This window comes from Pontibacillus sp. ALD_SL1 (assembly GCF_017355605.1).
This window is the reverse complement of the sequence record NZ_CP062974.1, coordinates 1,876,340-1,897,476: the sequence shown is the minus strand read 5'-3', so window position 1 is coordinate 1,897,476 and position 21,137 is coordinate 1,876,340. Positions and strand designations below refer to the sequence as shown.

The following is a 21,137-nucleotide window of genomic DNA, read 5'->3' as shown; positions in this document are numbered from 1 at the left end:
CACCTAGAATCACCATTTAAAAGAAACGGCACAGAAGTCGTTTCTTTTTATATAGAATCATAAACTTTTATCTTTTCATACGGAAAAAAAACCGATATGATAACTAATGCAACCAAGAGACCTTACGTAGATTTTGGAGGTTATGTTTATGTTAAATAAAAGCTTGTTTGACCATTAATCAAAAAGGAGGGACCTATGTGGATAATAACAAAAATAGCGATCCCAGGTTTAAAATAGCTCATCGCGAAGCGCTTATTGGTGTCGGATTAGCCATAATTAACTTTTTATGGTGGTACTGTTTTGCTTACGGTTTAGGCGATCAAGCTCCTGAAGATTACACCTATATATGGGGCTTACCCTCATGGTTTGTCTATAGCTGTATAGGTGGATTTATCTTGATGGCGATTCTTGTTACATTTGTTGTTACCGTTTGGTTTAAAGAGGTTCCCTTTGATGAAGAGGAAGGGGGATCAGAATGAATCTATCTGTTATCATCCCATTACTACTATTTTTGATGTTAATCTTTTTCATCGGGTTATGGAGCAGTCGTCAATTACACACTTCCCAAAATTTCTTAGAGGACTATTTCCTTGGAGGGAGGCAGCTCGGTGGTTTCATTCTAGCGATGACCATGACTGCTACATACGGAAGTGCAAGTAGCTTTGTAGGAGGGCCGGGGGTCGCTTATACTCAGGGGCTTGGTTGGGTTTTACTTGCCATGAGCCAGGTGGCTACTGGCTATTTCGTTCTCATGATCCTCGGGAAGAAATTTGCTATCATGGCCAGAAAATATAATGCAGTCACTCTTATTGACTTTTTAAAGGGAAGGTATAACAGCAAATGGGTGGTCATTACCTCAGCTCTGAGCATTATTATCTTTCTATTCTCTGCCATGGCTGCTCAATGGGTCGGTGGAGCCAGACTTATAGAATCTATTACAGGACTATCATATACAAGTGCACTCTTCTTATTTGCTTTATCCGTTTTAGTGTATGTTATTATAGGAGGGTTTCGAGCTGTTGCATTAACTGACACAGTCCAGGGTATTGTCATGTTCTTTGGAACGCTTATCCTTCTTGTCGCCACTGTAATTGCTGGAGGTGGTGTTTCATCCATTGTAGCAGATCTATCTGCAGAGAACCCTAATCTATTAACACCATATGGGGCAAACCTTGATCTTACTCCAAGTTATGTATCCTCTTTCTGGATTTTGGTTGGTGTTGGGGTTGTGGGACTACCTCAGGTAACGGTAAGAGCAATGTCTTATAAAAGTTCTAAAGCGATGCATCGTGCACTTATAATTGGAACGATTGTTGTTGGTTTTATAATGTTAAATATGCACCTAATTGGTGTGTTTGCCCGACCCATTCTTCCTGGTATTGAAGTGGGAGACAAAGTCATGCCACTTATCGCTCAGGAAGTATTACCTCCATGGCTAGCTGGCATCGTGCTTGCAGCTCCTATGGCTGCTATTATGTCTACTGTTGATTCCCTTTTACTTCTTGTAAGTTCAGCCATTGTTAAAGATATCTACCTTAATTATGTGAAGCCAGAAGCTAGTAACCAACGGTTGAAGAAGCTAAGTATTACCATTACATCTGTCCTTGGTATTCTCGTGTTTCTAATGGCATTAAACCCACCTGACCTTCTAATATGGTTAAATTTATTTGCATTTGGTGGGTTAGAAGCCGTCTTCATATGGCCTGTTGTTATGGGATTATATTGGTCAAAAGGCAATAAATATGGAGCTTTAGCTTCCATGGTAGTAGGAATTGGTTCATATATTGCGATAGATCAAATGACGACTACACCCTTGTTCGGAATGCATACGGTTGTCCTTCCTGTGCTGTCTTCATTGGTAGTTTATGTACTCGTAAGTTTATTCACGCAACATAAAGTAATGGAACACCGATTTTAAATAAAAATCCTTAAAAAAACCCGCTGGTCTCTTCATTTGACCAGGGGTCTTTTTTCGTTAACATAAATAGGGTGATCTTCTTATAGTTTATCCATTTATTACGTTTTTATGGAAAAGGATTCAATGTTAGGGCTTCATAAGAAGGTGATCTATTATAAGGCATATAACTATTGATTTTAGAAAATAGGATTGTTAACCGATTGTACTTTGTCATATGCTGTGGTTTGATGGGAATAGGATTCACCGTGAATTAACCATCAAACTTCAGGAGGACTTACACATGAAAAAAACGATACTTAGCATAGTAGCTGCAGCCGGATTATCTGCTTCTCTTACCGGACAAGCATCTGCAGAGGATATAACTGTACAAAGGGGAGATACGCTTTGGGGCATCTCTGTTCAGCATAATGTTTCTGTTACTCAATTAAAAAATTGGAACGAGTTACACTCCAATATCATTTATCCTGGAGATCAACTTACTATTAGCAATTATTCATCTGATTATGAAGAAGAAACCTATACTGTCCGTTCTGGCGACTCTCTATGGGCGATTGCGAATACATATGAACTAACAGTCGCGGAGTTACAATCCTTGAACCAGCTATCATCAACCATCATTCATCCTGGAGATACGCTTATTGTCGATCCAACCACTAGAGGAACAACATCTGATGAAGGGGAGGGAGATGTTGCTGAAACCTTTACAGCAACGGCTACGGCATATACAGCAAACTGTGCAGGCTGTTCAGGCATAACAGCGACTGGTGTAGACTTAAAAGCGAATCCAGATCAAAAAGTGATTTCTGTAGATCCGGATGTAATTCCACTAGGCTCTACTGTATGGGTAGAAGGATATGGATATGCAACAGCTGAGGACATAGGTGGCAGTATTGATGGAAAGTCTATTGATGTCTTTATACCAGATTATGAAGAAGCCATTCAATGGGGAAGGAAAAGCGTTACAGTGAAAGTATATCACTAAGATAAATTTCTCTCATAACCCTCACCAATTAACACATATTAAGAAGGGGCATATATAGCTCTATAATCTCAGGTGAGGTGATTCTTCATGACAAGAGGACAAAGCAAAAAAGGTAAAAACAAAAATAAAACACGTGATCTTTCCCAAACACCTAAACAAGATATTGTGGAAGATGGACGTGACGTAGAATTCGCTCAAGAATTTGCTGATGAAGCAGATCGTAAAGCACAAGAACGGTCACAAGCAGCAGATCAGCGAGCAAAAAGACATAAGAAATAAAGAAAAGGCTGTTCCAATAACGGAACAGCCTTTCTCTCTATTCATGAAGGATCTTTGAACGAGTTAAGAAACGAACACCTTCTGGACCTTCTAGCGAGAACATCCCTCCTCGACCTTCAACTACATCAATAATGAGCTTTGTGTGTTTCCAATATTCAAATTGCTTTTTATTCATGTAGAATGGACAGCCACCAATTTCGCCTAAATGTACATCAGGTTTACCAATTAAGAAATCATCTTTTGGATAACACATAGGCGAACTACCATCACAACACCCACCTGACTGATGAAATAAGAGAGGACCGTGTTTAGATTTTAGCTTCTCAATAAGAGCAAGTGCTGAATCAGTTGCTGTAACCCGCTCCATCTTAATAAAATCCTAGTTTTTTAGGACTATAACTAACAAGCATATTTTTAGTTTGTTGGTAATGAGACAACATCATTTTGTGGTTCTCACGTCCAATTCCTGACATCTTATATCCACCAAAGGCAGCGTGAGCGGGGTAAGCGTGATAACAATTTGTCCATACTCGTCCTGCTTCAATGCCACGTCCGAACTGATAAGCGGTATTTATGTTACGGGTCCATACACCCGCTCCTAAACCATAAAGCGTATCGTTAGCTATGCTCATTGCTTCTTCTTCTGTTTTAAATGTAGTCACAGAAACAACAGGACCAAAAATCTCTTCTTGGAAGACCCTCATATCATTTGAGCCTTTAAAGATCGTTGGGTTTACGTAGTATCCTTCGCTTAAGTCTCCCTCCAATGTGTTTCTAGTCCCACCAATTAGACACTCGGCACCTTCTTCCTTACCAATTTCTAAATAGGAAAGGATCTTCTCAAGCTGCTCACTTGATGCCTGAGCTCCAATCATTGTATCAGTATCTAAAGGGTTGCCTTGCTTTATCTGCTTCACACGATTAATTGCTCGCTCCATAAACTCGTCATAGATCGATTCATCAATGAGGGCACGTGAAGGGCAGGTACATACTTCACCTTGGTTTAATGCAAACATGATAAAGCCCTCAATCGCTTTATCTAAGAAGTCATCATCCTGGTCCATTACATCTTTAAAGAATATATTTGGTGATTTCCCACCTAACTCTAATGTTACAGGAATAATATTTTGAGATGCATATTGCATAATTAAACGTCCTGTTGTTGTTTCACCCGTAAATGCAATCTTAGAAATGCGATCACTTTGTGCAAGAGGTTTTCCTGCTTCCACACCGAATCCGTTTACGATATTAATCACACCTGGGGGAAGTATATCTTCAATAAGTTCCATTAAAACCATGATAGAAGCAGGGGTTTGCTCGGCAGGCTTTAACACTACACAGTTACCAGCAGCGAGTGCTGGTGCAAGCTTCCAAGTAGCCATTAAAATAGGGAAATTCCATGGTATGATTTGTCCAACTACTCCGAGTGGTTCATGAAAATGATAGGCAATGGTATCTCCATCCACTTCACCTATTGATCCTTCTTGTGCTCGTATACAACCAGCAAAATAGCGGAAGTGATCAACTGCTAGTGGAAGATCAGCTGCAAGTGTTTCTCTAACTGCCTTACCGTTATCCCATGTTTCAGCTACGGCTAACATTTCAAGGTTATCTTCCAATCGATCTGCTATTTTGTTAAGAAGGTTTGCGCGTTCAGTTGTAGAGGTTTGTCCCCACGCAACCTTTGCTTCTTCGGCTGCATCTATGGCGAGGTTTATATCATCCTCAGTTGATCTTGCCACCTCACAAAAGGCTTTACCATTAACTGGACTGACATTCTTAAAATATTCACCGCCAGCAGGGGCTGTCCACTTCCCGCCAATATAATTCTCATATCGTTCTTTAAAAGATACGTTTGAATTCTGTTCTCCTGGATTTGCATAAATCATATTCTTATACCTCCCGTTAATATGTACATTTTGATAACGCTTTCAAAAAAGCAAGAACTTCCTTTTCGCACTAGTAAGGAAGACCTTATTATTTATTTTAAATTTTCAGATAAGTTTACGCAAGTAAAAAGACTTTATCATCTTCATTGCATTGCAAGATTGAATCATGTTAAATAAGAAGAGAAGTTAATGTAAGGAGGACGATCCTTTTTGAAATTACAAGGAAAAAAAGTTATTCAAATTGTAAGTGATGAATTCGAAGATCTTGAACTGTGGTACCCTGTTTTACGTCTGCGTGAAGAAGGAGCGGAAGTTCACATTGCAGGGGAGAAGGCAAACGAGCAATATAAAGGAAAATACGGAGTACCTATTACTTCGGACTGTTCATTTGAAGAAGTACAAGCTAGCGATTATGATGCGATTCTCGTTCCAGGTGGATGGTCCCCTGATAAACTTCGTCGATACGAATCAATCCTAACGATGGTTCGAAGTATGAATGATGATGAAAAAGTCATCGGTCAGATTTGTCATGCGGGTTGGGTCCTGATCTCTGCAGATATTTTAAAAGGCAAACGTGTAACAAGTACCCCTGGTATTAAACACGATATGATGAACGCGGGAGCCGAATGGGTTAATGAGGCCGTAACAGTTGATGGTCATCTTGTATCAAGCCGCAGGCCTCCTGATCTTCCTGACTATATGAGAGAATTTATTAAGATATTAGAAACAAAATAACACAACAAACCGCTTAGAAATGGTCTAAGCGGTTTGTTTATTTTATTGACTTTTAAGAACCTAAATCATTCATAGGGTGGGTCCTGATAGAAAAAGTTAGGACTCTTCACAGTATCATCATAGGATTGATGAAAGATATGAGTTGAAGCTGGAGAGATAGGCGGAATCAACCATGTCCAATCCCCTGTAATAGAGCGGCCACATGCATGTTCTTTCTCTTCAAATAATTGAAACTGATTTGCCGCTGTATGGTGGTCAACAATACTCACGCCATGTTCTTTAAATGAATGAAGAACCGCTGCATTTAGCTCTAACAATGCCCGATCCTTCCAAAGGGACCGGTTCCTTCTTGTATCTAACCCCATTTTAGAAGCAACTTCTGGTAGCAAATCATAGCGAAATTCATCTGCTAAATTTCTCGCACCTATTTCTGTTTCCATATACCAGCCATTGAAAGGTGCAGCTACATATTCAATACCACCAATTTCGAGCATCATATCCGATATAATTGGAACGGAATACCACTTTAATTGTAAGTTAGAAAACCATTCGTAATCAGGATGGGATAGTGGAACTTCTTTTACTAGCGATCTAGGGACTTCATACCAAACGGGATCTTGGCCATCTACTTCAATGACCCATGGCAACAGGTCAAATGCAGTTTTATTACCACGCCAACCGAGAGATTCGCAGTATTTTGTAAATGGAATCGAAGCAGGGTCTCCAATAATGTGGCCATCTTCCTCATAACCAGCATATCTTAAAAGCTGGTGGTTCATTACGCGAATTGGATCCTGATTATGCTTACGTGGCTTAAATACAGAAATGGTTGACCTGATTTTGCCATCATTCGTGGCATAATTTAAATGCTTACATAAAGCATCATATACTCCTTCTGCTGAGGAGGTCTCACGGTAATCGAAGACATATAACGAGTCCCAAAACAACCTTCCAATACAGCGATTGCTCTGACGCCATGCCATTTTAGCTCCGTACTCTAGTTCCTCATATGTATGAACATAATGATTTGATTTATCAATTTGCACCTGAATCTCTGCCAGGCGTTCGTCTATCTCTTGCTCCGTTTTCCCTAGTTCACGGTAGCATCTATGTATGAATCGTTCTGCTTGCTGAAATAAATCTGTGCTCACTCACATTTACCTCCACTAGATGTCTCTTTATGCTGATTGTACCATACATGGATTACGGTACATAAACCGTTTGTCTTATGAAAAAACTAATTGTACCAAACAGTTGAGGAGATGAGATCATGACCCAGTTTCGATTAGGATATGTGGCCATGAGCGTTCATGTACAAAATGCTTCCCCGTCTCAAACAATGACCTATAGCCAGTTTTCTGCGCTAGAGGATCGTGAAGCAGCTATAAGAAAACTTGAGCGAATTGCTCAGTCTAATCTTTCAAACACATTAAGGCTTTTAAAGCATTCTGTTGCTTCTGGTATAACTTTTTTCAGAATGAGTTCTCGCCTTGTTCCACTAGCCACTCATGAGAACCTATCCGATTGGAACTATATTCAACCTCTAAAAGAGGATCTTCAAGCGATCGGAAAATTTGCAAAAGAGAAAGAAATGAGAATCGATTTTCATCCTGATCATTTCGTCGTACTCAATACCCCTGACAAAGATACTTTTAAGTTCTCTCTTCGAGTTTTAAAATATCACTATCGCTTATTGCATGGAATGGGGATAGACCCAACTCACCGGTGTGTCCTGCACCTTGGAGGAGCATATCAAGATAAGGAAAAAGCTCTTGAACAATTTATTGAAAACTGGGCTTATGTGCCTTCTGGTATACAAAAAATGATTATGCTTGAAAACGACGACAAAGTATTTACCATGGAGGACTGTTTATATGTTTGTGAGAAATTAAATATACCCTTCATTTTTGATCTCCATCATCATATGGCAAACCACTATGCTTCAGATTGGACTAAACAATGGAAGCGGACCGTTGCTACTTGGCAACATTCTCCCTTGCCATTGAAAATGCACATATCCAGTCCAAAAAGTGCAGAGGAATTTAAAAGCCATGCAGATCTTATCGACTATGAAATGTTTAAAGCATTTCTACAACAAGTTTCAGGTTCTACCAAGAAAATTGACTGTATGATTGAAGCGAAACAAAAAGATGAAGCTCTATTTACATTAAGTCGCCAACTCGACGAAGACTCATCTATAACTATGGAAACACCCTCCATATTCACTCTCAAAGAATGACAACAGGCTTTCATGTGATTAAAATACATCTTTATAGGGAATAGCCGAGGGAAGTGGAGGGATGAGACATGTCGGAAAACGAACATAATAACAATGAAGCTATGGTGGAAGAAGAACAAGAGAATAAAAATGTAGGAACAACCATTGAATCCCGATCAAACCCCGATCGGCCAGGAAGGCAATTTTATATTCCTTCTCAGATTGTCAGTGAATTTGCTCAAAAAGGGAAAGATCATCTGTCTAAACCATTTCGGTCTCAATTTATTCTTGCCTTAACAGCAGGTTCATTTATGACATTTGGAGCACTATTTTCAATTCTTCTTGCAATTGAAGTAGAAGTGAAAGGTCTCTATCATCTTCTTTCCGGATTTGGATTTGCAGCAGGTTATGCAATGGTATTTATATCTGGTTCTGTCCTTTTTACAGAAGTTAATGTATTGTTACCAACCTATGTATTTAACGCGATGGAAAAACAAAAAAATATACTCAAATTTTGGTTTTCTGCATATATAGGGAATATCATTGGAGCATTGTTCGTTGCTGTTTTGATTCAACTTTCTTCATCATTATCAAACTCCTTTTATACAGAGTTATCCATGTACTTAGATAAAAAGATGAAGTTTCTTGACAATGGTTGGATCGGCTGGTTTCAGATTGTCGTTTCTGGCATCCTAGCCAATTGGTTAATAGGAATGGCCGCTTTCTTAACAACTGCAGCAAGGGATTTAACAGGAAAGATTCTAGGAACAACTTTACCCGTTGTCTTATTCGTAGCTGGAAACTTCCAGCATAGTGCAGCAAATATGGGGTACTTTAGCATGGGTATTCTATCATCTGATAAGTATGAGTGGTATGAATTTCTCTTCTTAAATCTTATCCCAGCGAGTATAGGAAATATAATAGGCGGCGCCATATTCGTGTCTCTTATTTTCTCATATGCTTATAAAGACGATATTCAAACAGCTTTAAATAAGAAAGAATAGCACACGAAAAGGGCAACTTTAAAGTTGCCCTTTATTATTGCCTTTAAGCAAACAACTCGAAATATTGTACAATGTGTAGCAAAATACAATAGAAGCAGTATAGTGAAGGAGGGAGCGCTTTGAAAATAAGCATACTAGACCAAGCTCCTATCTCAAAAGGAAATACACCTGAACAAACGTTACTAAACACGATTGAATTGGCTCAATTTGCAGAAAAACTCGGATACTATCGATATTGGGTTGCTGAACATCACAATACAAATGGACTCGCCAGTACAGCGCCTGAAATATTAATGACTCGTATTGCATCCTCAACAGATAAGATTAGAGTTGGATCTGGAGGGGTTCTATTACCTCAATACAGCCCTTTAAAAGTAGCTGAAACTTTTAAAATGCTTGAAGCTATGTTTCCAGGGCGCATAGATCTTGGTCTCGGTCGATCTCCAGGAGGAGACCAGAAGACGCGGTTAGCTCTTACAGATGGAACACAAAAGATGCTCAGTTCTTTCTCACGACAAGTGAGAGATTTACATGGGTACCTATATAATACACTGCCCGAAGATCATCCATATAAAGGAGTTATGGCTACTCCTCAAACCTCTACAAATCCTGAGACTTGGGTTCTAGGTTTATCTGACCGAGGCGCTAAGCACGCAGCTATAAATGGGACAGGATTTACTTTTGGCCACTTTATTAGCCCAGATAAATCCTCTGAAGCAATAACAACCTATTTAGAGCGCTTTCGTCCTTCACCTGAAAGGAAAGAGCCTGCTATAAATGCCTGTATATTTGTAGTATGTGCTGAAACGAAGCAAGAAGCAGAAGAATTAGCATTAAGTCAGGATATGTGGCTTCTTCAAGTCGAAAAAGGCGAGGACACAAGAGTTCCCCCTATCGCGGAAGTAAAAAAACACACCTTTACAAGTAATGAGCTGCAAAAAATTGAACGAAACAGGTCAAGAGCTGTTATCGGAACACCTCAAGAGGTGAAGGAACGACTTGAAACGCTGGCGCATGAATACAATGCAAACGAATTGCTACTAATCACGAATATTTATGATTTCGATAAGAAAAAACAGTCTTATAAACTGATAGCAGAGGCTTTTCAGTCTTAATGCGGAAAGGGGAGATCCTTTCCGTTTATTTTGTCTTAAAGCATCTCCCGTCTTTAAAATTAAGAATATGTTACTATAAATAAGATAGATAACAGAATTGCATAATTTTTCACAAGACAAAGGGGACATGTTTACAATGAGTTCAGACAAAATATATGACTTAATAGGTGTAGGGATAGGTCCTTTTAATTTAAGTATGGCCGCTCTATTGGATGACCATTCGGAAGTTGATGCTTTATTCTTTGAACAACGCTCTTCCTTCGATTGGCATCCAGGAATGTTAATCGAAGGAACAAAGATGCAAGTACCTTTTATTGCTGATCTAGTTACGATGGCCAACCCTAAAAGTCATTATTCTTTCTTAAACTACATTAATGAGCATGGGAGAATGTATCCGTTCTATTTTCTTCAACGTTTAGATATTCCACGTCGGGAGTATAACGATTACTGTCAGTGGGTCGCAGGTCAATTAGACGTCTGCCAATTCGGCAAAAAGGTCGAATCGGTGCGCTACATAGAAGATAATGAAACATATTTCGAAGTGTTTGTAGTCCATACTGATACAGGGGAAACAAATGTTTTCAAGAGTAGACACCTTTTACTTGGTACAGGGAGTGTGCCAGTGATGCCTGAATCCTTTGAACAGTTGCCAAAAGAAGACGTTTTCCATACCGCTCAATTTAAAGATCACATAGATCGCTGTAGGAAAGCGAAGGCTATTACGGTAATTGGTTCTGGGCAAAGTGCTGCCGAGACATTTAGAGAATTATTAAAAGAACAACGAGAACACAACTTTAGACTTGATTGGATCACACGATCTACTGGATTTTCTTCCATGGAAGAATCAAAGCTTAGTCTCGAACACTTCTCACCAGACTATGTAAATTACTTTTATCAGCTACCTCAATCAAAAAAAGACGAGGTATTTGCTACGCAAGGCCTTTACTATAAAGGAATTAGTACACATACAGCTACAGATATTTATGATCTCCTTTATGAATATTCTGTTGGTGGGGAGAAACCTAATGTAGGATTACAGGTGTTAACAGAGGTAAACGGGATTACAAAAAAACCGGGAAATGAAGGATATGAAATAGCTTGCACGCATCATCAGGAAGGGAGTTCCTTTACACATGAAACTGAAGTAGTAATCACGGCTACGGGATATAAACCTCATGTCCCAGACTTTGTTAAGTCACTAGGAGAATTAATAGAGTGGGATGAACAAGGACGATACATGGTTGAGGCTGATTATCGCATTAAAAAAGCAAAAATGGCTGACAATGAGATTTATGTTCATAGTGGTATTTCTCATTCTCATGGAGTGGGTTCAACCAACCTTGGGCTTGCTGTGCATCGAAACAAGGTCATTATAAATCACTTGTTAAAACGAGTTGCTTATCCAATCCCAGACCAAAACGTGTTTCAATCTTTTCAGCCTGAGAGCTAATAGTAAAGATAATATTACCTGTTAACACTGATGCAGATGTCAATTTTAAAATTGGCGTCTGTTTTTTAGTTCCTCACGAATTAATTATCGACCTAAGTTTTCCCAAAGGGAGTAAAAATAATAAACTTCTTGAAGGATGGCTTCTTGATCCTTTATCTTAATGCTTCCTTCAATCTTAGCAATAACGCCCGCAATGTCTAACATGTATTCTCTCTCAGCGCTAAATTGAATCCGATTTACGACTTTTTTCCAAGCTTTGGCCGTATAATCAACTTCTTCTTGCGCTTTATCCCACTCTTTATCTCTCACATAGTCTTCTAATTTCTCAAATGACTCATAGACACGATCTTTCTCCCCGAAAGGCTGTTTTAACCAACTTCCACCTGTCATGATGACTATAAATATAGCCAATGTTACAAGAGGTATTGCGTATAAGAAAAAGCGGTTCATATCTTCTTCACCTCACCTTAATAAGGGCCTGGGTAATCGCTTATATCTTCTTCTTCACCAACTTGTTCCTCGTACAAATCTATGTACAATTCTCCATTTGGTAAGTACAAAGCATAAAAGACAGACTCAATCTGATCGATACCTTGTTTTTTTAGCTGTTCCTCAATCCATTCTTTCGTCACATTTTTTTGCTGTAGGTTCTGAGGGATAAGTTGCCCCTCTTGAATTAGTTCTGTAGCAATACCACCTTTATTTGACGGAATTTTTAAGTCTGAAGGTGTCACAGGCAAATATTGTGATTTAGGCAATACAGAAAGCTTACCATTCACTTCAATTAGAGCAAATTCTACATCAGTAATATTAAATACACCTCTTTGCCTGAGAAGCATCATAAGTTCCCCGACTTTAATGCGCATCCTCTTTAAGTTATCCTCAAGGATCTTTCCATCTTTCACAACTACAGTAGGTTCTCCTTCTAACACCTTTCCTAAATAACGACTTTTCATAGATATGACTTGCAAAATCATTGTTAAAACCGCATACCCTGTAAGACCTACCCAGTGGCCCCACGTTGTAGCTGAGAGGTCAGTCGCCAAGTTAGCTGCTATAGAGCCAATTGTAATGCCGTTAATATAATCAAAGAACGTTAGTTGCCCAACTTCCTGTTTACCGAGCACACGTGTGAAAATGAGAAGAGTAAAGAATGAAAAGATTACTCTAACCACTACTACAAGCGTTTCATCGATCATAATTCAATCCTCCTGAAGGATCAGTATTGTTCATATTCTCTACTTGATTGATTGTTCTATGCTTCTTCAGCTATAAAAAAGCACCCTTTTATGGGGTGCCTTTAACAAGGTGCTTACTTTATGTACTGTACCAATAATTTTCTGAATTCTTCTCGATCTTTAGAGGTAAGAGCTTTTGGACCTTTGGTTCGTTTTCCGCTTTTTCTAGCTTGGGCACTTGCGTGACGGGTAATTAAGAGACGGTCAATATTGTCTTGAGTGTATGCAAAACCACTATGATGAAGGACGATACACCCTTTAGAGAGGGCCAGGGATGCAAGCCCGTAATCTTGGGTTACTATGAGATCTCCAGCTTGTGCTAATTGCATAATACGGTAATCCGCAGCCTCCGCTCCAGTGTCTACATAAATGGTGTCGACACCTTTTGGTTCTTGTTTGTTTGAATAATGAGAAAAGCTTTTCACAAGGGTTACATGAAGCTCCTCTTTAGCCGCTTCTTCGATGATAATTTCTTTAACTGGACATGCATCTGCATCTACGTATATGTGCAAACTAATTCCTCCTTTAACATAGGTTGTTGAAGTATTTGGACCAGGGGACTAAAAAGCCTTCATAAGATATGCTATAATAGATGAATCTAGAAAAGGAAGTAGGCTAAGGAATGACAGAATTACAAGTGGGTACAACACAAACTCTTTCTGTTTCAAGAACTATTGAAACGGGCTACGTGTTGGCTCTTAATAATCAAGAAGTATTATTGCATACAAATGAAGCTACAAGAGAATTGGAAGTCGGCGAAGACATCCTTGTCTTTCTCTATCATACGAAAAAAGGAACTATGGCTGCAACTATGTCCATACCGAGTGTTACCTTTGAACAATACGACTGGGTGGAAGTGAAAGAATCAGTCAAACGCCTCGGAGTCTTTGTAGATATTGGGATCAGTAAGGATTTACTCGTTTCTGAAGACGACCTCCCGATAGTTGAACATGTATGGCCGCAGGCTGGCGACAAACTTTTTGTCTGTCTATCAAAAGACCAAAAGGGACGTTTACTTGCTAAACCAGCTACAGAGAACGTAGTTGAAATGTATAGTGAACCTGCTCCAGAATCCCTTTTACATCAGTTTATAAGTGGTCATATTTATCGCTCTAATAAAGTAGGGTCTTTCTTAATTACAGAAGAAGGGTACCGTGGATTTATTCACCATTCAGAGCGGAAAGAAGAACCTCGATTAGGTGAATGGGTGAAGGGACGAGTCATTGATGTAAAAAGTGTTGGATCACTTAATATCTCTCTTCGTCCTGTTAAAGAAGAGGCTTTAGATGAAGATTCAGAAGAAATCCTCGCATTTATGAACGAACGAGGCGGTAAAATGTTCTTTACTGATAAGAGTGATCCAGAAGAAATCCGTGACACTTTTAACATTAGTAAAGCTGCATTTAAGCGTGCCCTAGGACGTTTGTTAAAACAAGGCAAGATTGAACAACAAGATGGTTTAACCACACTGAAAGATTCAGAATAAAAAATGACGCCTAATTAGGCGTCATTTTTTGTATAAACATTTGTTTCTGATAAACGGAAAAGACCAATAATCAATGTGATACCTATGAAACACACTGTGAATATAAGAGCATTTTCTAAACCAAATTGATCAGCTATGGCCCCTCCAGCTAAAGCACCAAACGCATACCCACTATCACGCCAAAATCGGTAAACACCTAAAGAAGTAGCACGCCATGAAGGGGAAGCCACATCACTTATACTTGCTATCAACGTTGGATAAACAAATGCTGTGCCGATACCCAATAGTAAAGATGCGAAAAGCCAAATGGAAAACATCGTACCGAATACAATACCCAAAAGTCCAATGAGTTGTAGTAATACACCTGAGAGAATAAGCCATTTGCGTCCCAACTTATCACTTAATGGACCAGTAATCAGTTGAAAAATCCCCCAACTTGCAGGATATACTGCGATGATGATGCTCATTTGTCCCCCAGTTAAAGACGTAGTTGCAAAGAATAAAGGAAAGAGCCCCCAAGCTACGCCGTCTTTGAAGTTGGTCATTAATCCAATCAAACTTGTAGTTGATAAATTGGAATCTTTAAATGACGTATTAACAAATACAGAACGAAACGAAGGTGTTGTGCCAGTTTTCTTATTATGTTTGTGTTGTTGATCTTTAACCAGCACGGACAACAGAATTCCTATGAAGACAATTATAAAACCAATTACAAATGGCTCTGGTCTTGGTGAAAATCTTGTCATAATATAGCCAGATAGTAAGGCTGTAAGAGACAAACCAACATAACCGGCAAATTCATTTAATCCGACCGCGATTCCTTTTTGGTTATCTTTGGCCAGATCAATTTTCATATTTACTGTCATAGACCATGTTAGCCCTTGACTCAACCCTAGAAGCACATTTGCAGCTATAATAAGCCACCACGCTTCAGCAAGTATAATGAGTAGCGGTACACAACCTGCAATGAACCAACCAACAATCAAAAGCGTTCTTCTTCCAAAGCGGTCAGCTAAATGTCCAGCTATTAAATTCATTATTGCTTTGGTAACACCAAATGAAACGATAAACGATAAGGTTGCTGTAACAGAAGCAATGCCAAACTCCTCTTTAGCCAATATGGGTAATACTGTTCTTTCTAACCCCACCATAGAGCCTACGAAGACATTAATGCACACTAATGTTATAAAAGCCGTCAAATTTTGACGGATTCCTTTTTCAGTATTCATACTAACCCTCCCGATACGGGTATACGTATATCACTATACCAATTAGAAAGTATGGATTCAACTCTAGAAAGTTCTTACTTATACATAAAGAAAGAGTAGCGCCTAATACGCTACTCCTTTTTGTCCCTCTTATGAATTTCGTCTGTTACAACATATGCAAGATCATCGTTTCCGTAAAGCGACAGAACACCTAAGAGTGTTTGATCAGGAATAGCTTCTGCTTCTTCTTTTGAAACCGTTAAGTCAATACCCTGTTGGAGTGAAGGATTATCCTGTTGGGTTGGGTAAGCTCTGTAATACAACTCTTTAGGATTTAAATCGTGATTCACGCACCACTGAGCAAAAACAAGAATCATCATTTGTTCATCTTGTTGGAAATTTTTTATAATTTGTTCTTCTAAATCTTTTTTTTCCATATGTAATACTCCTTTACCAATCGGTAGTTCTATTATATCGAGAAAAAGCAATGCCTTACAACAATGAATTTTAGGCTTTCACCTATTCAAGGATCATTTCATATGCTAGCGGTATCGAGTGAAAGAAGGTGACTGCATGAGTCAAAATTGCCATCATTATTATGTTGCTGGTAATACTGCTGAAGGATATTATCGTTTAACAGAATCCATTTTAAATGGTTTGGATGAGTGTTATATCTTAACGGGAGGGCCCGGTACCGGGAAGTCAACATTTATTAATTCGGTTGCTGAAGAGTTAAAAGGGAGCGAGCATTTTTTAGAGTACCTTCATTCTCCATCTGAACCAGGAAGTCTTGACGGTTTAATCATACGTAATAGAAGAATGGCACTAATAGATGAACAACTAATTCGTCATCTCAAAAATGATGACTTAGAAGGTACGCATTTCATTCACTTAAGTGAAGGCTTAGACCCTGTTCGTTTAACAGAACAAAAAAATGCTATTGTTCACCTATCAAAGCAATTAGATCATCTTTGCGAGCTGTCTTACCAAACTTTTAACGATTCTCTTCGCGCTCATGATGATCTTGAGGATATATACATTTCTTCTATGAACTTTAATGAAGCTAATAAACTGACGAATGAGTTAATTCATCTGTTTTATGGAAATGTAGATCAGTTTAAAGCCCCAAGAATTGAACATCGGTTTCTTGGTGCTGCAACACCAGAAGGGGCTAAAGATTTTATTCAGCAACTTACATCAGACATAAACAAACGCTACTTTATTAAAGGGAGAGCAGGTTCAGGTAAATCAACAATGCTTAAGAAAATAGCTGAAGCAGGTACAGAAAAGGGATATAATGTGGAGGTGTATCATTGTGGTTTTGATCCAAATAGTCTAGACATGATTATCTTACGTGAACTCAGTATTGCTATCTTTGACTCCACAGCCCCTCATGAATACTTCCCAGACCGAGAAAATGATGAAATTGTAGATGTTTACAAACGATGCATTGAGGAAGGTACAGATGAAACATATGCAAGCGAGATAGCCGACACTACGAAAAGATATAAAGATAAAATGAAAGATGCCATATCCCTTCTTGAGGATGCGAGAAATGTAAGAGATCAACTTAAAACAATTTATTCAAATGCTATGGATTATACAATTGTAGATCATAAAAAAGAAGAGTGGATCAATGAGATCCTACGTCGTTAAAGACCCTTATCGGGTCTTTTTTTTGCGTTTAATCATCACGTGTTACACTTGCGTAGTGAAGGAGAGAATGAAAAATGACTGAGGAAACAAATCATTTATTAAGACAAATCCCTTTATTCTCGACATTAGAGGAAGAGGAATTATCTACTTTAGGTACAATTACTACGAGGCGATTCTATCAGAAGCAAGAAGTTATCTTTATGGAAGGGCAAAAGCGAGAGGCTGTTTACTTTATAAGTAAGGGGATCGTTAAAACTTCTAAAACAGACCAAAATGGGAAAGAACATATCATTAATTTTCTTCAACCAGGAGAAATGTTCCCTCATGTAGGTTTTTTTGAACAAAACCCTTACCCTGCTACTGCGCAAGTTTTAGAAGAAGCGGAGCTATATGTTATTCGGATTAAAGATTTTGATCAGCTTATGTTTGATCACCCAAATATTGCTGTTCAGGTTATGAAGGTCATGGGACAAAAGTTATCACTCCTGACAGAACGTATTCAAGAATTATCTTCAAGAGACGTAAGGCATCGTCTGATTTCAACGTTAATTCGACTTGCAGAAGAATCAGGGATTACTATTGACAATCAGCCTGCTTATATTACCGTTCCACTAACAAATACAGACCTCGCTAATATGGTCGGCTCCACAAGAGAAAGCATAAACCGGGTTTTGAATGAATTAAAGAAAAAGAATCTTCTTCGTTCGAGCCGCTCTTCTATTGAGATTATAAACCTATCTGATTTAAAAGCTACTCTAAGATAAAGGTCTGTTAAGATTCCGAGAGTTCAAAGTGAACGAGCAAACAAAATAAAAACCAACTTTTTCAAAGTCAAAAGTGATAAAGAGGTCACAACATTGTCAAAAAAACTGTGATATACATCACAAAATGTAAGGATCCTCTTATTTACAATGTACATATAGGAAGAACACTACTTATTTATGGAGGTCATTTAGATGCTTTCTAGTGAAAAACAAGCGATTATTAAGTCGACAGCTCCTATTTTAAAGGAAAGGGGAGTAGAAATTACTTCCCACTTCTATGAACGATTATTTGCCAATCACCCTGAACTTTTACATCTGTTTAATCAAACGAACCAAAAGAAAGGTCATCAACAAACAGCTCTAGCGAATGCTGTCTATGCGGCCGCTGAAAATATTGACCAGCTAGAAGAAATCCTCCCTGTAGTGAAACAAATTGCACATAAGCACAGAAGTATTGGAGTCCGTGCAGAGCACTATCCAATTGTAGGGGAACATTTACTCTTGGCTATGAAAGAAGTTCTCGGTGATGGAGCTACAGATGAAGTTCTACAGGCTTGGGAAGAAGCTTATGGAATTATAGCGAACGTCTTCATCGAAATCGAACAAGATATGTACGAGGAAGCTGCTATGCAACCAGGCGGATGGAAAGGGTTCAAAGCTTTTACAGTTACTCGGAAGGAGAAAGAAAGTGATTCGATTACGTCTTTCTATTTAGAACCTGTTGACGAAAATCCATTACCTAGTTTTTCACCTGGACAGTATATCAGTGTTCAATTGCATATTGATGGAGAGGCCTATACACATGTGCGCCAATATAGTTTATCCGATGTCCCTCATCAAGGTTATTACAGAATAAGCGTTAAACGAGAAAGTGACCATGAACCAGAAGGCGTAGTTTCAAACTATTTACACAACAAAGTTAAAGAAGGAGATACAATTCCTGTAAGTTCTCCAGCTGGTGATTTTGTATTAGATACGTCTAAAGATATTCCATTAGTCTTCATCAGTGGAGGTGTTGGTCTTACACCACTTGTAAGTATGTTAAAGACAGTCGTAACTCAACAGCCAAAACGTGAGGTCATCTTTATTCACGCTGCCCGAAATAGTCAGTTACATGCACTTAAGGGAGAAGTGGCTCAGATTGTAAAACAACTCGATTCTGTCACCAAATATACTTTATACTCGAATCCCACAGAAGAAGATAAGCAATCAATGGATTCAAATACCGGATATCTAACATTGGAATGGCTACAAGAAATTCTTCCACATAATCAAATGGACTTTTATTTCTGTGGTCCAACTGGATTGATGAACACAACTTTTCAGGCCTTACAGCAATGGGGTGTGCCAGAAGAGCGTATGCATTATGAGTTCTTTGGTCCAGCCAAACAGCTAGAAACTGTTCAATAAAAAACACCTTTGTATTCAAAAAAAGAACTAAGAGCAAAATACTCTTAGTTCTTTTTATTGTCCTGATTGTCAACAGACTGTGAATATAGTTGCACCAAATTCCCGCTTTCGTTATGATGAAAAGGGGTTTTTATAAAAAGGAAAACATTATACTCCTGTAGTAGACCATCTAGCATTATGTTCTTTCCTTACTTTCTCTCCTAAAGAAACAGTACATATTAACGATAAAAGGGTGTATTCAAATGAGTTCAGAAAGTAAACACACACAATCAAGGAAAAAGATTTTTGTCTTAGGAGGGGATGGATTCTGTGGCTGGCCTACGAGTCTTCACCTGTCTAATATAGGTCATGAAGTCGTAATCATTGACAATCTCTCCAGACGTAATATCGATAACGAACTAGAAGCGGATTCATTGACCCCTATTAAGCCAATGGGGACAAGGATCGAAGCATGGAAGGAAGTATCCGGTAACACGATCGGCTTTCATAACATCGATATTGCTGAAGATTACGAAGGGTTTCTTGCCGTTTTAAATGCAGAAAAGCCTGACGCGATTGTTCACTTTGCGGAGCAACGTTCAGCTCCTTATTCGATGAAATCACCAAAACATAAACGTTATACGGTTAATAATAATATTAATGCTACGCATAATGTTCTTTGCGCCATTGTAGAATCTGGCCTAGATACTCATCTTGTTCACCTAGGCACTATGGGTGTCTATGGATATGGAACAGCGGGTATGAAGATACCTGAGGGCTACCTCGATGTGGAAGTGAAAACAGAAGCGGGTGAGCGAATTGAACAACAAATTCTTTACCCAACGAATCCGGGCTCTGTGTATCATATGACCAAAACACAAGACCAACTCCTCTTCCAATACTATAATAAGAACGACTCCATACGTATTACTGACTTACATCAGGGAATTGTATGGGGAACAAATACAGCTGAAACAAATATGGATGATCGCTTAATTAATCGTTTTGATTACGACGGTGATTATGGTACGGTATTAAATCGTTTCTTAATGCAAGCTGCAGTGGGTTATCCCATTACAGTGCACGGTACAGGAGGACAGACGCGTGCCTTTATTCATATCCAAGACACCGTCCGTTGTATTGAACTCGCTATTGAAAATGCACCTTCACGTGAAGACCGGGTTATGATCTTTAATCAGATGACGGAAACTCATCGTGTTAATGACTTAGCAGAGTTAGTTAGTGAAATGACAAATGGTGAAATTGCTTATGTATCCAACCCACGTAAAGAAGCTCCTTCAAACGATCTTCATGTAAGAAATGATCTATTCTTATCTAAGGGATTGAACCCAACAACATTAGATACAGGTCTTCTGCAAGAAGTTACTGAAGTTGCAGGAAAGTACGCGCACAGAGCTGACTATTCAAAAATCCCTGCCACTAGTACGTGGACAAAGGAACAACAACCGGGTATCCCAGAAACAAGTAAAGAATTAAATAAATAATGATGAGAAAGCCTCCAGTCTAAAACTGGGGGCTTTTTTACGATTTGAAACACCTTAGGATTAAAATCTTAAGGTGTTTTCTAACAAGTATTTTCGCTATATGTATTTTATCAATCCTTAGAAGATATCCAACAAAGCCGGGCCTACAAACAATGATCGTTTGTAATATTATATAGTTAAAAGTAACAAGAATTTTTTGCATGGAATTAATTTCAAAAACATTCTTTACTACCATTTCTTCTAACTATGATGTGTGTCATAATGTTAATAGTTAAAATATTCAGACATTTAATCGTGAGAA

At 38.7% G+C, this 21,137-nt stretch carries 22 protein-coding genes; 14 read left to right on the top strand and 8 right to left on the bottom strand.

The window, feature by feature from the left end:
- Positions 1-197: 197 nt before the first annotated feature.
- The 4 genes from IMZ31_RS09505 (at position 198) to IMZ31_RS09490 (ending at position 3,179) form a co-directional block, all read left to right on the top strand.
- Positions 198-479 carry a YhdT family protein gene (locus IMZ31_RS09505; protein WP_242705689.1) on the top strand — a complete coding sequence of 94 codons (282 nt, stop codon included), beginning with the start codon at positions 198-200 and terminating at the stop codon, positions 477-479.
- Positions 476-1,918, top strand: coding sequence for a sodium/pantothenate symporter (gene panF / locus IMZ31_RS09500; protein WP_207530247.1), 1,443 nt, complete (start codon positions 476-478; stop codon positions 1,916-1,918). The genes IMZ31_RS09505 and panF overlap by 4 nt, the downstream gene beginning before the upstream one ends.
- Positions 1,919-2,198: 280 nt before the next feature.
- Positions 2,199-2,900, top strand: a complete 702-nt coding sequence (locus IMZ31_RS09495) for a LysM peptidoglycan-binding and 3D domain-containing protein (protein WP_207530246.1) — start codon at positions 2,199-2,201, stop codon at positions 2,898-2,900.
- A gap of 87 nt (positions 2,901-2,987) precedes the next feature.
- Positions 2,988-3,179, top strand: coding sequence for a YfhD family protein (locus IMZ31_RS09490; RefSeq protein ID WP_207530245.1), 192 nt, complete (start codon positions 2,988-2,990; stop codon positions 3,177-3,179).
- Positions 3,180-3,216: 37 nt separating this feature from the next.
- Here the strand turns inward: IMZ31_RS09490 and IMZ31_RS09485 are convergent, their stop codons facing one another.
- Both IMZ31_RS09485 and adh read right to left on the bottom strand, forming a co-directional pair.
- Positions 3,217-3,546, bottom strand: a complete 330-nt coding sequence (locus IMZ31_RS09485; RefSeq protein WP_207530244.1) for a DUF779 domain-containing protein — start codon at positions 3,544-3,546, stop codon at positions 3,217-3,219.
- 1 nt (position 3,547) lies between these two features.
- On the bottom strand, positions 3,548-5,068 hold the full coding sequence (adh, locus tag IMZ31_RS09480; RefSeq protein ID WP_207530243.1) for an aldehyde dehydrogenase: 1,521 nt from the start codon (positions 5,066-5,068) through the stop codon (positions 3,548-3,550).
- A gap of 210 nt (positions 5,069-5,278) precedes the next feature.
- Between adh and IMZ31_RS09475 the strand changes: the two genes are divergently transcribed.
- Complete coding sequence (locus IMZ31_RS09475) at positions 5,279-5,803, top strand: type 1 glutamine amidotransferase domain-containing protein (protein ID WP_207530242.1); 525 nt, start codon at positions 5,279-5,281, stop codon at positions 5,801-5,803.
- Between the two features lie 65 nt (positions 5,804-5,868).
- Here IMZ31_RS09475 and IMZ31_RS09470 read toward each other — a convergent pair whose 3' ends face one another.
- Positions 5,869-6,954: a nitric oxide synthase oxygenase gene (locus IMZ31_RS09470; protein WP_207530241.1), complete on the bottom strand. Its 1,086-nt coding sequence runs from the start codon at positions 6,952-6,954 to the stop codon at positions 5,869-5,871.
- A gap of 119 nt (positions 6,955-7,073) precedes the next feature.
- On the opposite strand from IMZ31_RS09470, the gene uvsE reads away from it, so the two are divergent.
- From uvsE to IMZ31_RS09450, 4 genes are all read left to right on the top strand, one after another.
- The gene (uvsE, locus tag IMZ31_RS09465) at positions 7,074-8,042 is read left to right on the top strand and encodes a UV DNA damage repair endonuclease UvsE (protein ID WP_207530240.1); all 969 of its coding nucleotides are present in this window, start codon (positions 7,074-7,076) and stop codon (positions 8,040-8,042) included.
- 68 nt (positions 8,043-8,110) lie between these two features.
- Positions 8,111-9,025 carry a formate/nitrite transporter family protein gene (locus IMZ31_RS09460; protein WP_242705688.1) on the top strand — a complete coding sequence of 305 codons (915 nt, stop codon included), beginning with the start codon at positions 8,111-8,113 and terminating at the stop codon, positions 9,023-9,025.
- Positions 9,026-9,144: 119 nt separating this feature from the next.
- Complete coding sequence (locus IMZ31_RS09455; RefSeq protein ID WP_207530239.1) at positions 9,145-10,140, top strand: LLM class flavin-dependent oxidoreductase; 996 nt, start codon at positions 9,145-9,147, stop codon at positions 10,138-10,140.
- Between the two features lie 136 nt (positions 10,141-10,276).
- A complete protein-coding gene (locus IMZ31_RS09450) occupies positions 10,277-11,590 on the top strand; it encodes a lysine N(6)-hydroxylase/L-ornithine N(5)-oxygenase family protein (RefSeq protein ID WP_207530238.1) in 1,314 nt (437 codons plus the stop codon).
- Between the two features lie 84 nt (positions 11,591-11,674).
- Here the strand turns inward: IMZ31_RS09450 and IMZ31_RS09445 are convergent, their stop codons facing one another.
- The 3 genes from IMZ31_RS09445 to IMZ31_RS09435 form a co-directional block, all read right to left on the bottom strand.
- On the bottom strand, positions 11,675-12,040 hold the full coding sequence (locus IMZ31_RS09445) for a DUF4363 family protein (RefSeq protein ID WP_207530237.1): 366 nt from the start codon (positions 12,038-12,040) through the stop codon (positions 11,675-11,677).
- Between the two features lie 17 nt (positions 12,041-12,057).
- Complete coding sequence (locus IMZ31_RS09440) at positions 12,058-12,789, bottom strand: YetF domain-containing protein (RefSeq protein ID WP_207530236.1); 732 nt, start codon at positions 12,787-12,789, stop codon at positions 12,058-12,060.
- Positions 12,790-12,902: 113 nt separating this feature from the next.
- On the bottom strand, positions 12,903-13,340 hold the full coding sequence (locus IMZ31_RS09435; RefSeq protein WP_207530235.1) for a YaiI/YqxD family protein: 438 nt from the start codon (positions 13,338-13,340) through the stop codon (positions 12,903-12,905).
- A gap of 110 nt (positions 13,341-13,450) precedes the next feature.
- Between IMZ31_RS09435 and IMZ31_RS09430 the strand changes: the two genes are divergently transcribed.
- Positions 13,451-14,314: a CvfB family protein gene (locus IMZ31_RS09430; RefSeq protein ID WP_207530234.1), complete on the top strand. Its 864-nt coding sequence runs from the start codon at positions 13,451-13,453 to the stop codon at positions 14,312-14,314.
- 14 nt (positions 14,315-14,328) lie between these two features.
- Here the strand turns inward: IMZ31_RS09430 and IMZ31_RS09425 are convergent, their stop codons facing one another.
- Together IMZ31_RS09425 and IMZ31_RS09420 are read right to left on the bottom strand one after the other, a co-directional pair.
- Positions 14,329-15,543, bottom strand: coding sequence for an MFS transporter (locus IMZ31_RS09425; RefSeq protein ID WP_207530233.1), 1,215 nt, complete (start codon positions 15,541-15,543; stop codon positions 14,329-14,331).
- 110 nt (positions 15,544-15,653) lie between these two features.
- Entirely contained in the window at positions 15,654-15,959 is a 306-nt protein-coding gene (locus IMZ31_RS09420; RefSeq protein WP_207530232.1) for a hypothetical protein, read from the bottom strand.
- A 136-nt stretch (positions 15,960-16,095) separates the two neighbouring features.
- Between IMZ31_RS09420 and IMZ31_RS09415 the strand changes: the two genes are divergently transcribed.
- The 4 genes from IMZ31_RS09415 (at position 16,096) to IMZ31_RS09400 (ending at position 20,836) form a co-directional block, all read left to right on the top strand.
- On the top strand, positions 16,096-17,178 hold the full coding sequence (locus IMZ31_RS09415; protein ID WP_207530231.1) for a PRK06851 family protein: 1,083 nt from the start codon (positions 16,096-16,098) through the stop codon (positions 17,176-17,178).
- A gap of 74 nt (positions 17,179-17,252) precedes the next feature.
- Positions 17,253-17,942, top strand: coding sequence for a Crp/Fnr family transcriptional regulator (locus IMZ31_RS09410; RefSeq protein WP_207530230.1), 690 nt, complete (start codon positions 17,253-17,255; stop codon positions 17,940-17,942).
- Positions 17,943-18,134: 192 nt separating this feature from the next.
- Positions 18,135-19,352, top strand: a complete 1,218-nt coding sequence (hmpA, locus tag IMZ31_RS09405) for an NO-inducible flavohemoprotein (RefSeq protein ID WP_207530229.1) — start codon at positions 18,135-18,137, stop codon at positions 19,350-19,352.
- 242 nt (positions 19,353-19,594) lie between these two features.
- Positions 19,595-20,836 carry an NAD-dependent epimerase/dehydratase family protein gene (locus tag IMZ31_RS09400; protein ID WP_207530228.1) on the top strand — a complete coding sequence of 414 codons (1,242 nt, stop codon included), beginning with the start codon at positions 19,595-19,597 and terminating at the stop codon, positions 20,834-20,836.
- Positions 20,837-21,137 lie beyond the last annotated feature (301 nt).

What these genes read in the sequence shown, in the direction of transcription:
- panF (WP_207530247.1), top strand. Translation starts at nt 476, where the DNA reads ATGAATCTATCTGTTATCATCCCATTACTACTATTTTTGATGTTAATC.
- IMZ31_RS09495 (WP_207530246.1), top strand. Translation starts at nt 2,199, where the DNA reads ATGAAAAAAACGATACTTAGCATAGTAGCTGCAGCCGGATTATCTGCT.
- IMZ31_RS09490 (WP_207530245.1), top strand. Translation starts at nt 2,988, where the DNA reads ATGACAAGAGGACAAAGCAAAAAAGGTAAAAACAAAAATAAAACACGT.
- IMZ31_RS09485 (WP_207530244.1), bottom strand. Translation starts at nt 3,546, where the DNA reads ATGGAGCGGGTTACAGCAACTGATTCAGCACTTGCTCTTATTGAGAAG.
- adh (WP_207530243.1), bottom strand. Translation starts at nt 5,068, where the DNA reads ATGATTTATGCAAATCCAGGAGAACAGAATTCAAACGTATCTTTTAAA.
- uvsE (WP_207530240.1), top strand. Translation starts at nt 7,074, where the DNA reads ATGACCCAGTTTCGATTAGGATATGTGGCCATGAGCGTTCATGTACAA.
- IMZ31_RS09460 (WP_242705688.1), top strand. Translation starts at nt 8,111, where the DNA reads ATGTCGGAAAACGAACATAATAACAATGAAGCTATGGTGGAAGAAGAA.
- IMZ31_RS09450 (WP_207530238.1), top strand. Translation starts at nt 10,277, where the DNA reads ATGAGTTCAGACAAAATATATGACTTAATAGGTGTAGGGATAGGTCCT.
- IMZ31_RS09445 (WP_207530237.1), bottom strand. Translation starts at nt 12,040, where the DNA reads ATGAACCGCTTTTTCTTATACGCAATACCTCTTGTAACATTGGCTATA.
- IMZ31_RS09440 (WP_207530236.1), bottom strand. Translation starts at nt 12,789, where the DNA reads ATGATCGATGAAACGCTTGTAGTAGTGGTTAGAGTAATCTTTTCATTC.
- IMZ31_RS09430 (WP_207530234.1), top strand. Translation starts at nt 13,451, where the DNA reads ATGACAGAATTACAAGTGGGTACAACACAAACTCTTTCTGTTTCAAGA.
- IMZ31_RS09425 (WP_207530233.1), bottom strand. Translation starts at nt 15,543, where the DNA reads ATGAATACTGAAAAAGGAATCCGTCAAAATTTGACGGCTTTTATAACA.
- IMZ31_RS09420 (WP_207530232.1), bottom strand. Translation starts at nt 15,959, where the DNA reads ATGGAAAAAAAAGATTTAGAAGAACAAATTATAAAAAATTTCCAACAA.
- IMZ31_RS09415 (WP_207530231.1), top strand. Translation starts at nt 16,096, where the DNA reads ATGAGTCAAAATTGCCATCATTATTATGTTGCTGGTAATACTGCTGAA.
- IMZ31_RS09410 (WP_207530230.1), top strand. Translation starts at nt 17,253, where the DNA reads ATGACTGAGGAAACAAATCATTTATTAAGACAAATCCCTTTATTCTCG.
- hmpA (WP_207530229.1), top strand. Translation starts at nt 18,135, where the DNA reads ATGCTTTCTAGTGAAAAACAAGCGATTATTAAGTCGACAGCTCCTATT.
- IMZ31_RS09400 (WP_207530228.1), top strand. Translation starts at nt 19,595, where the DNA reads ATGAGTTCAGAAAGTAAACACACACAATCAAGGAAAAAGATTTTTGTC.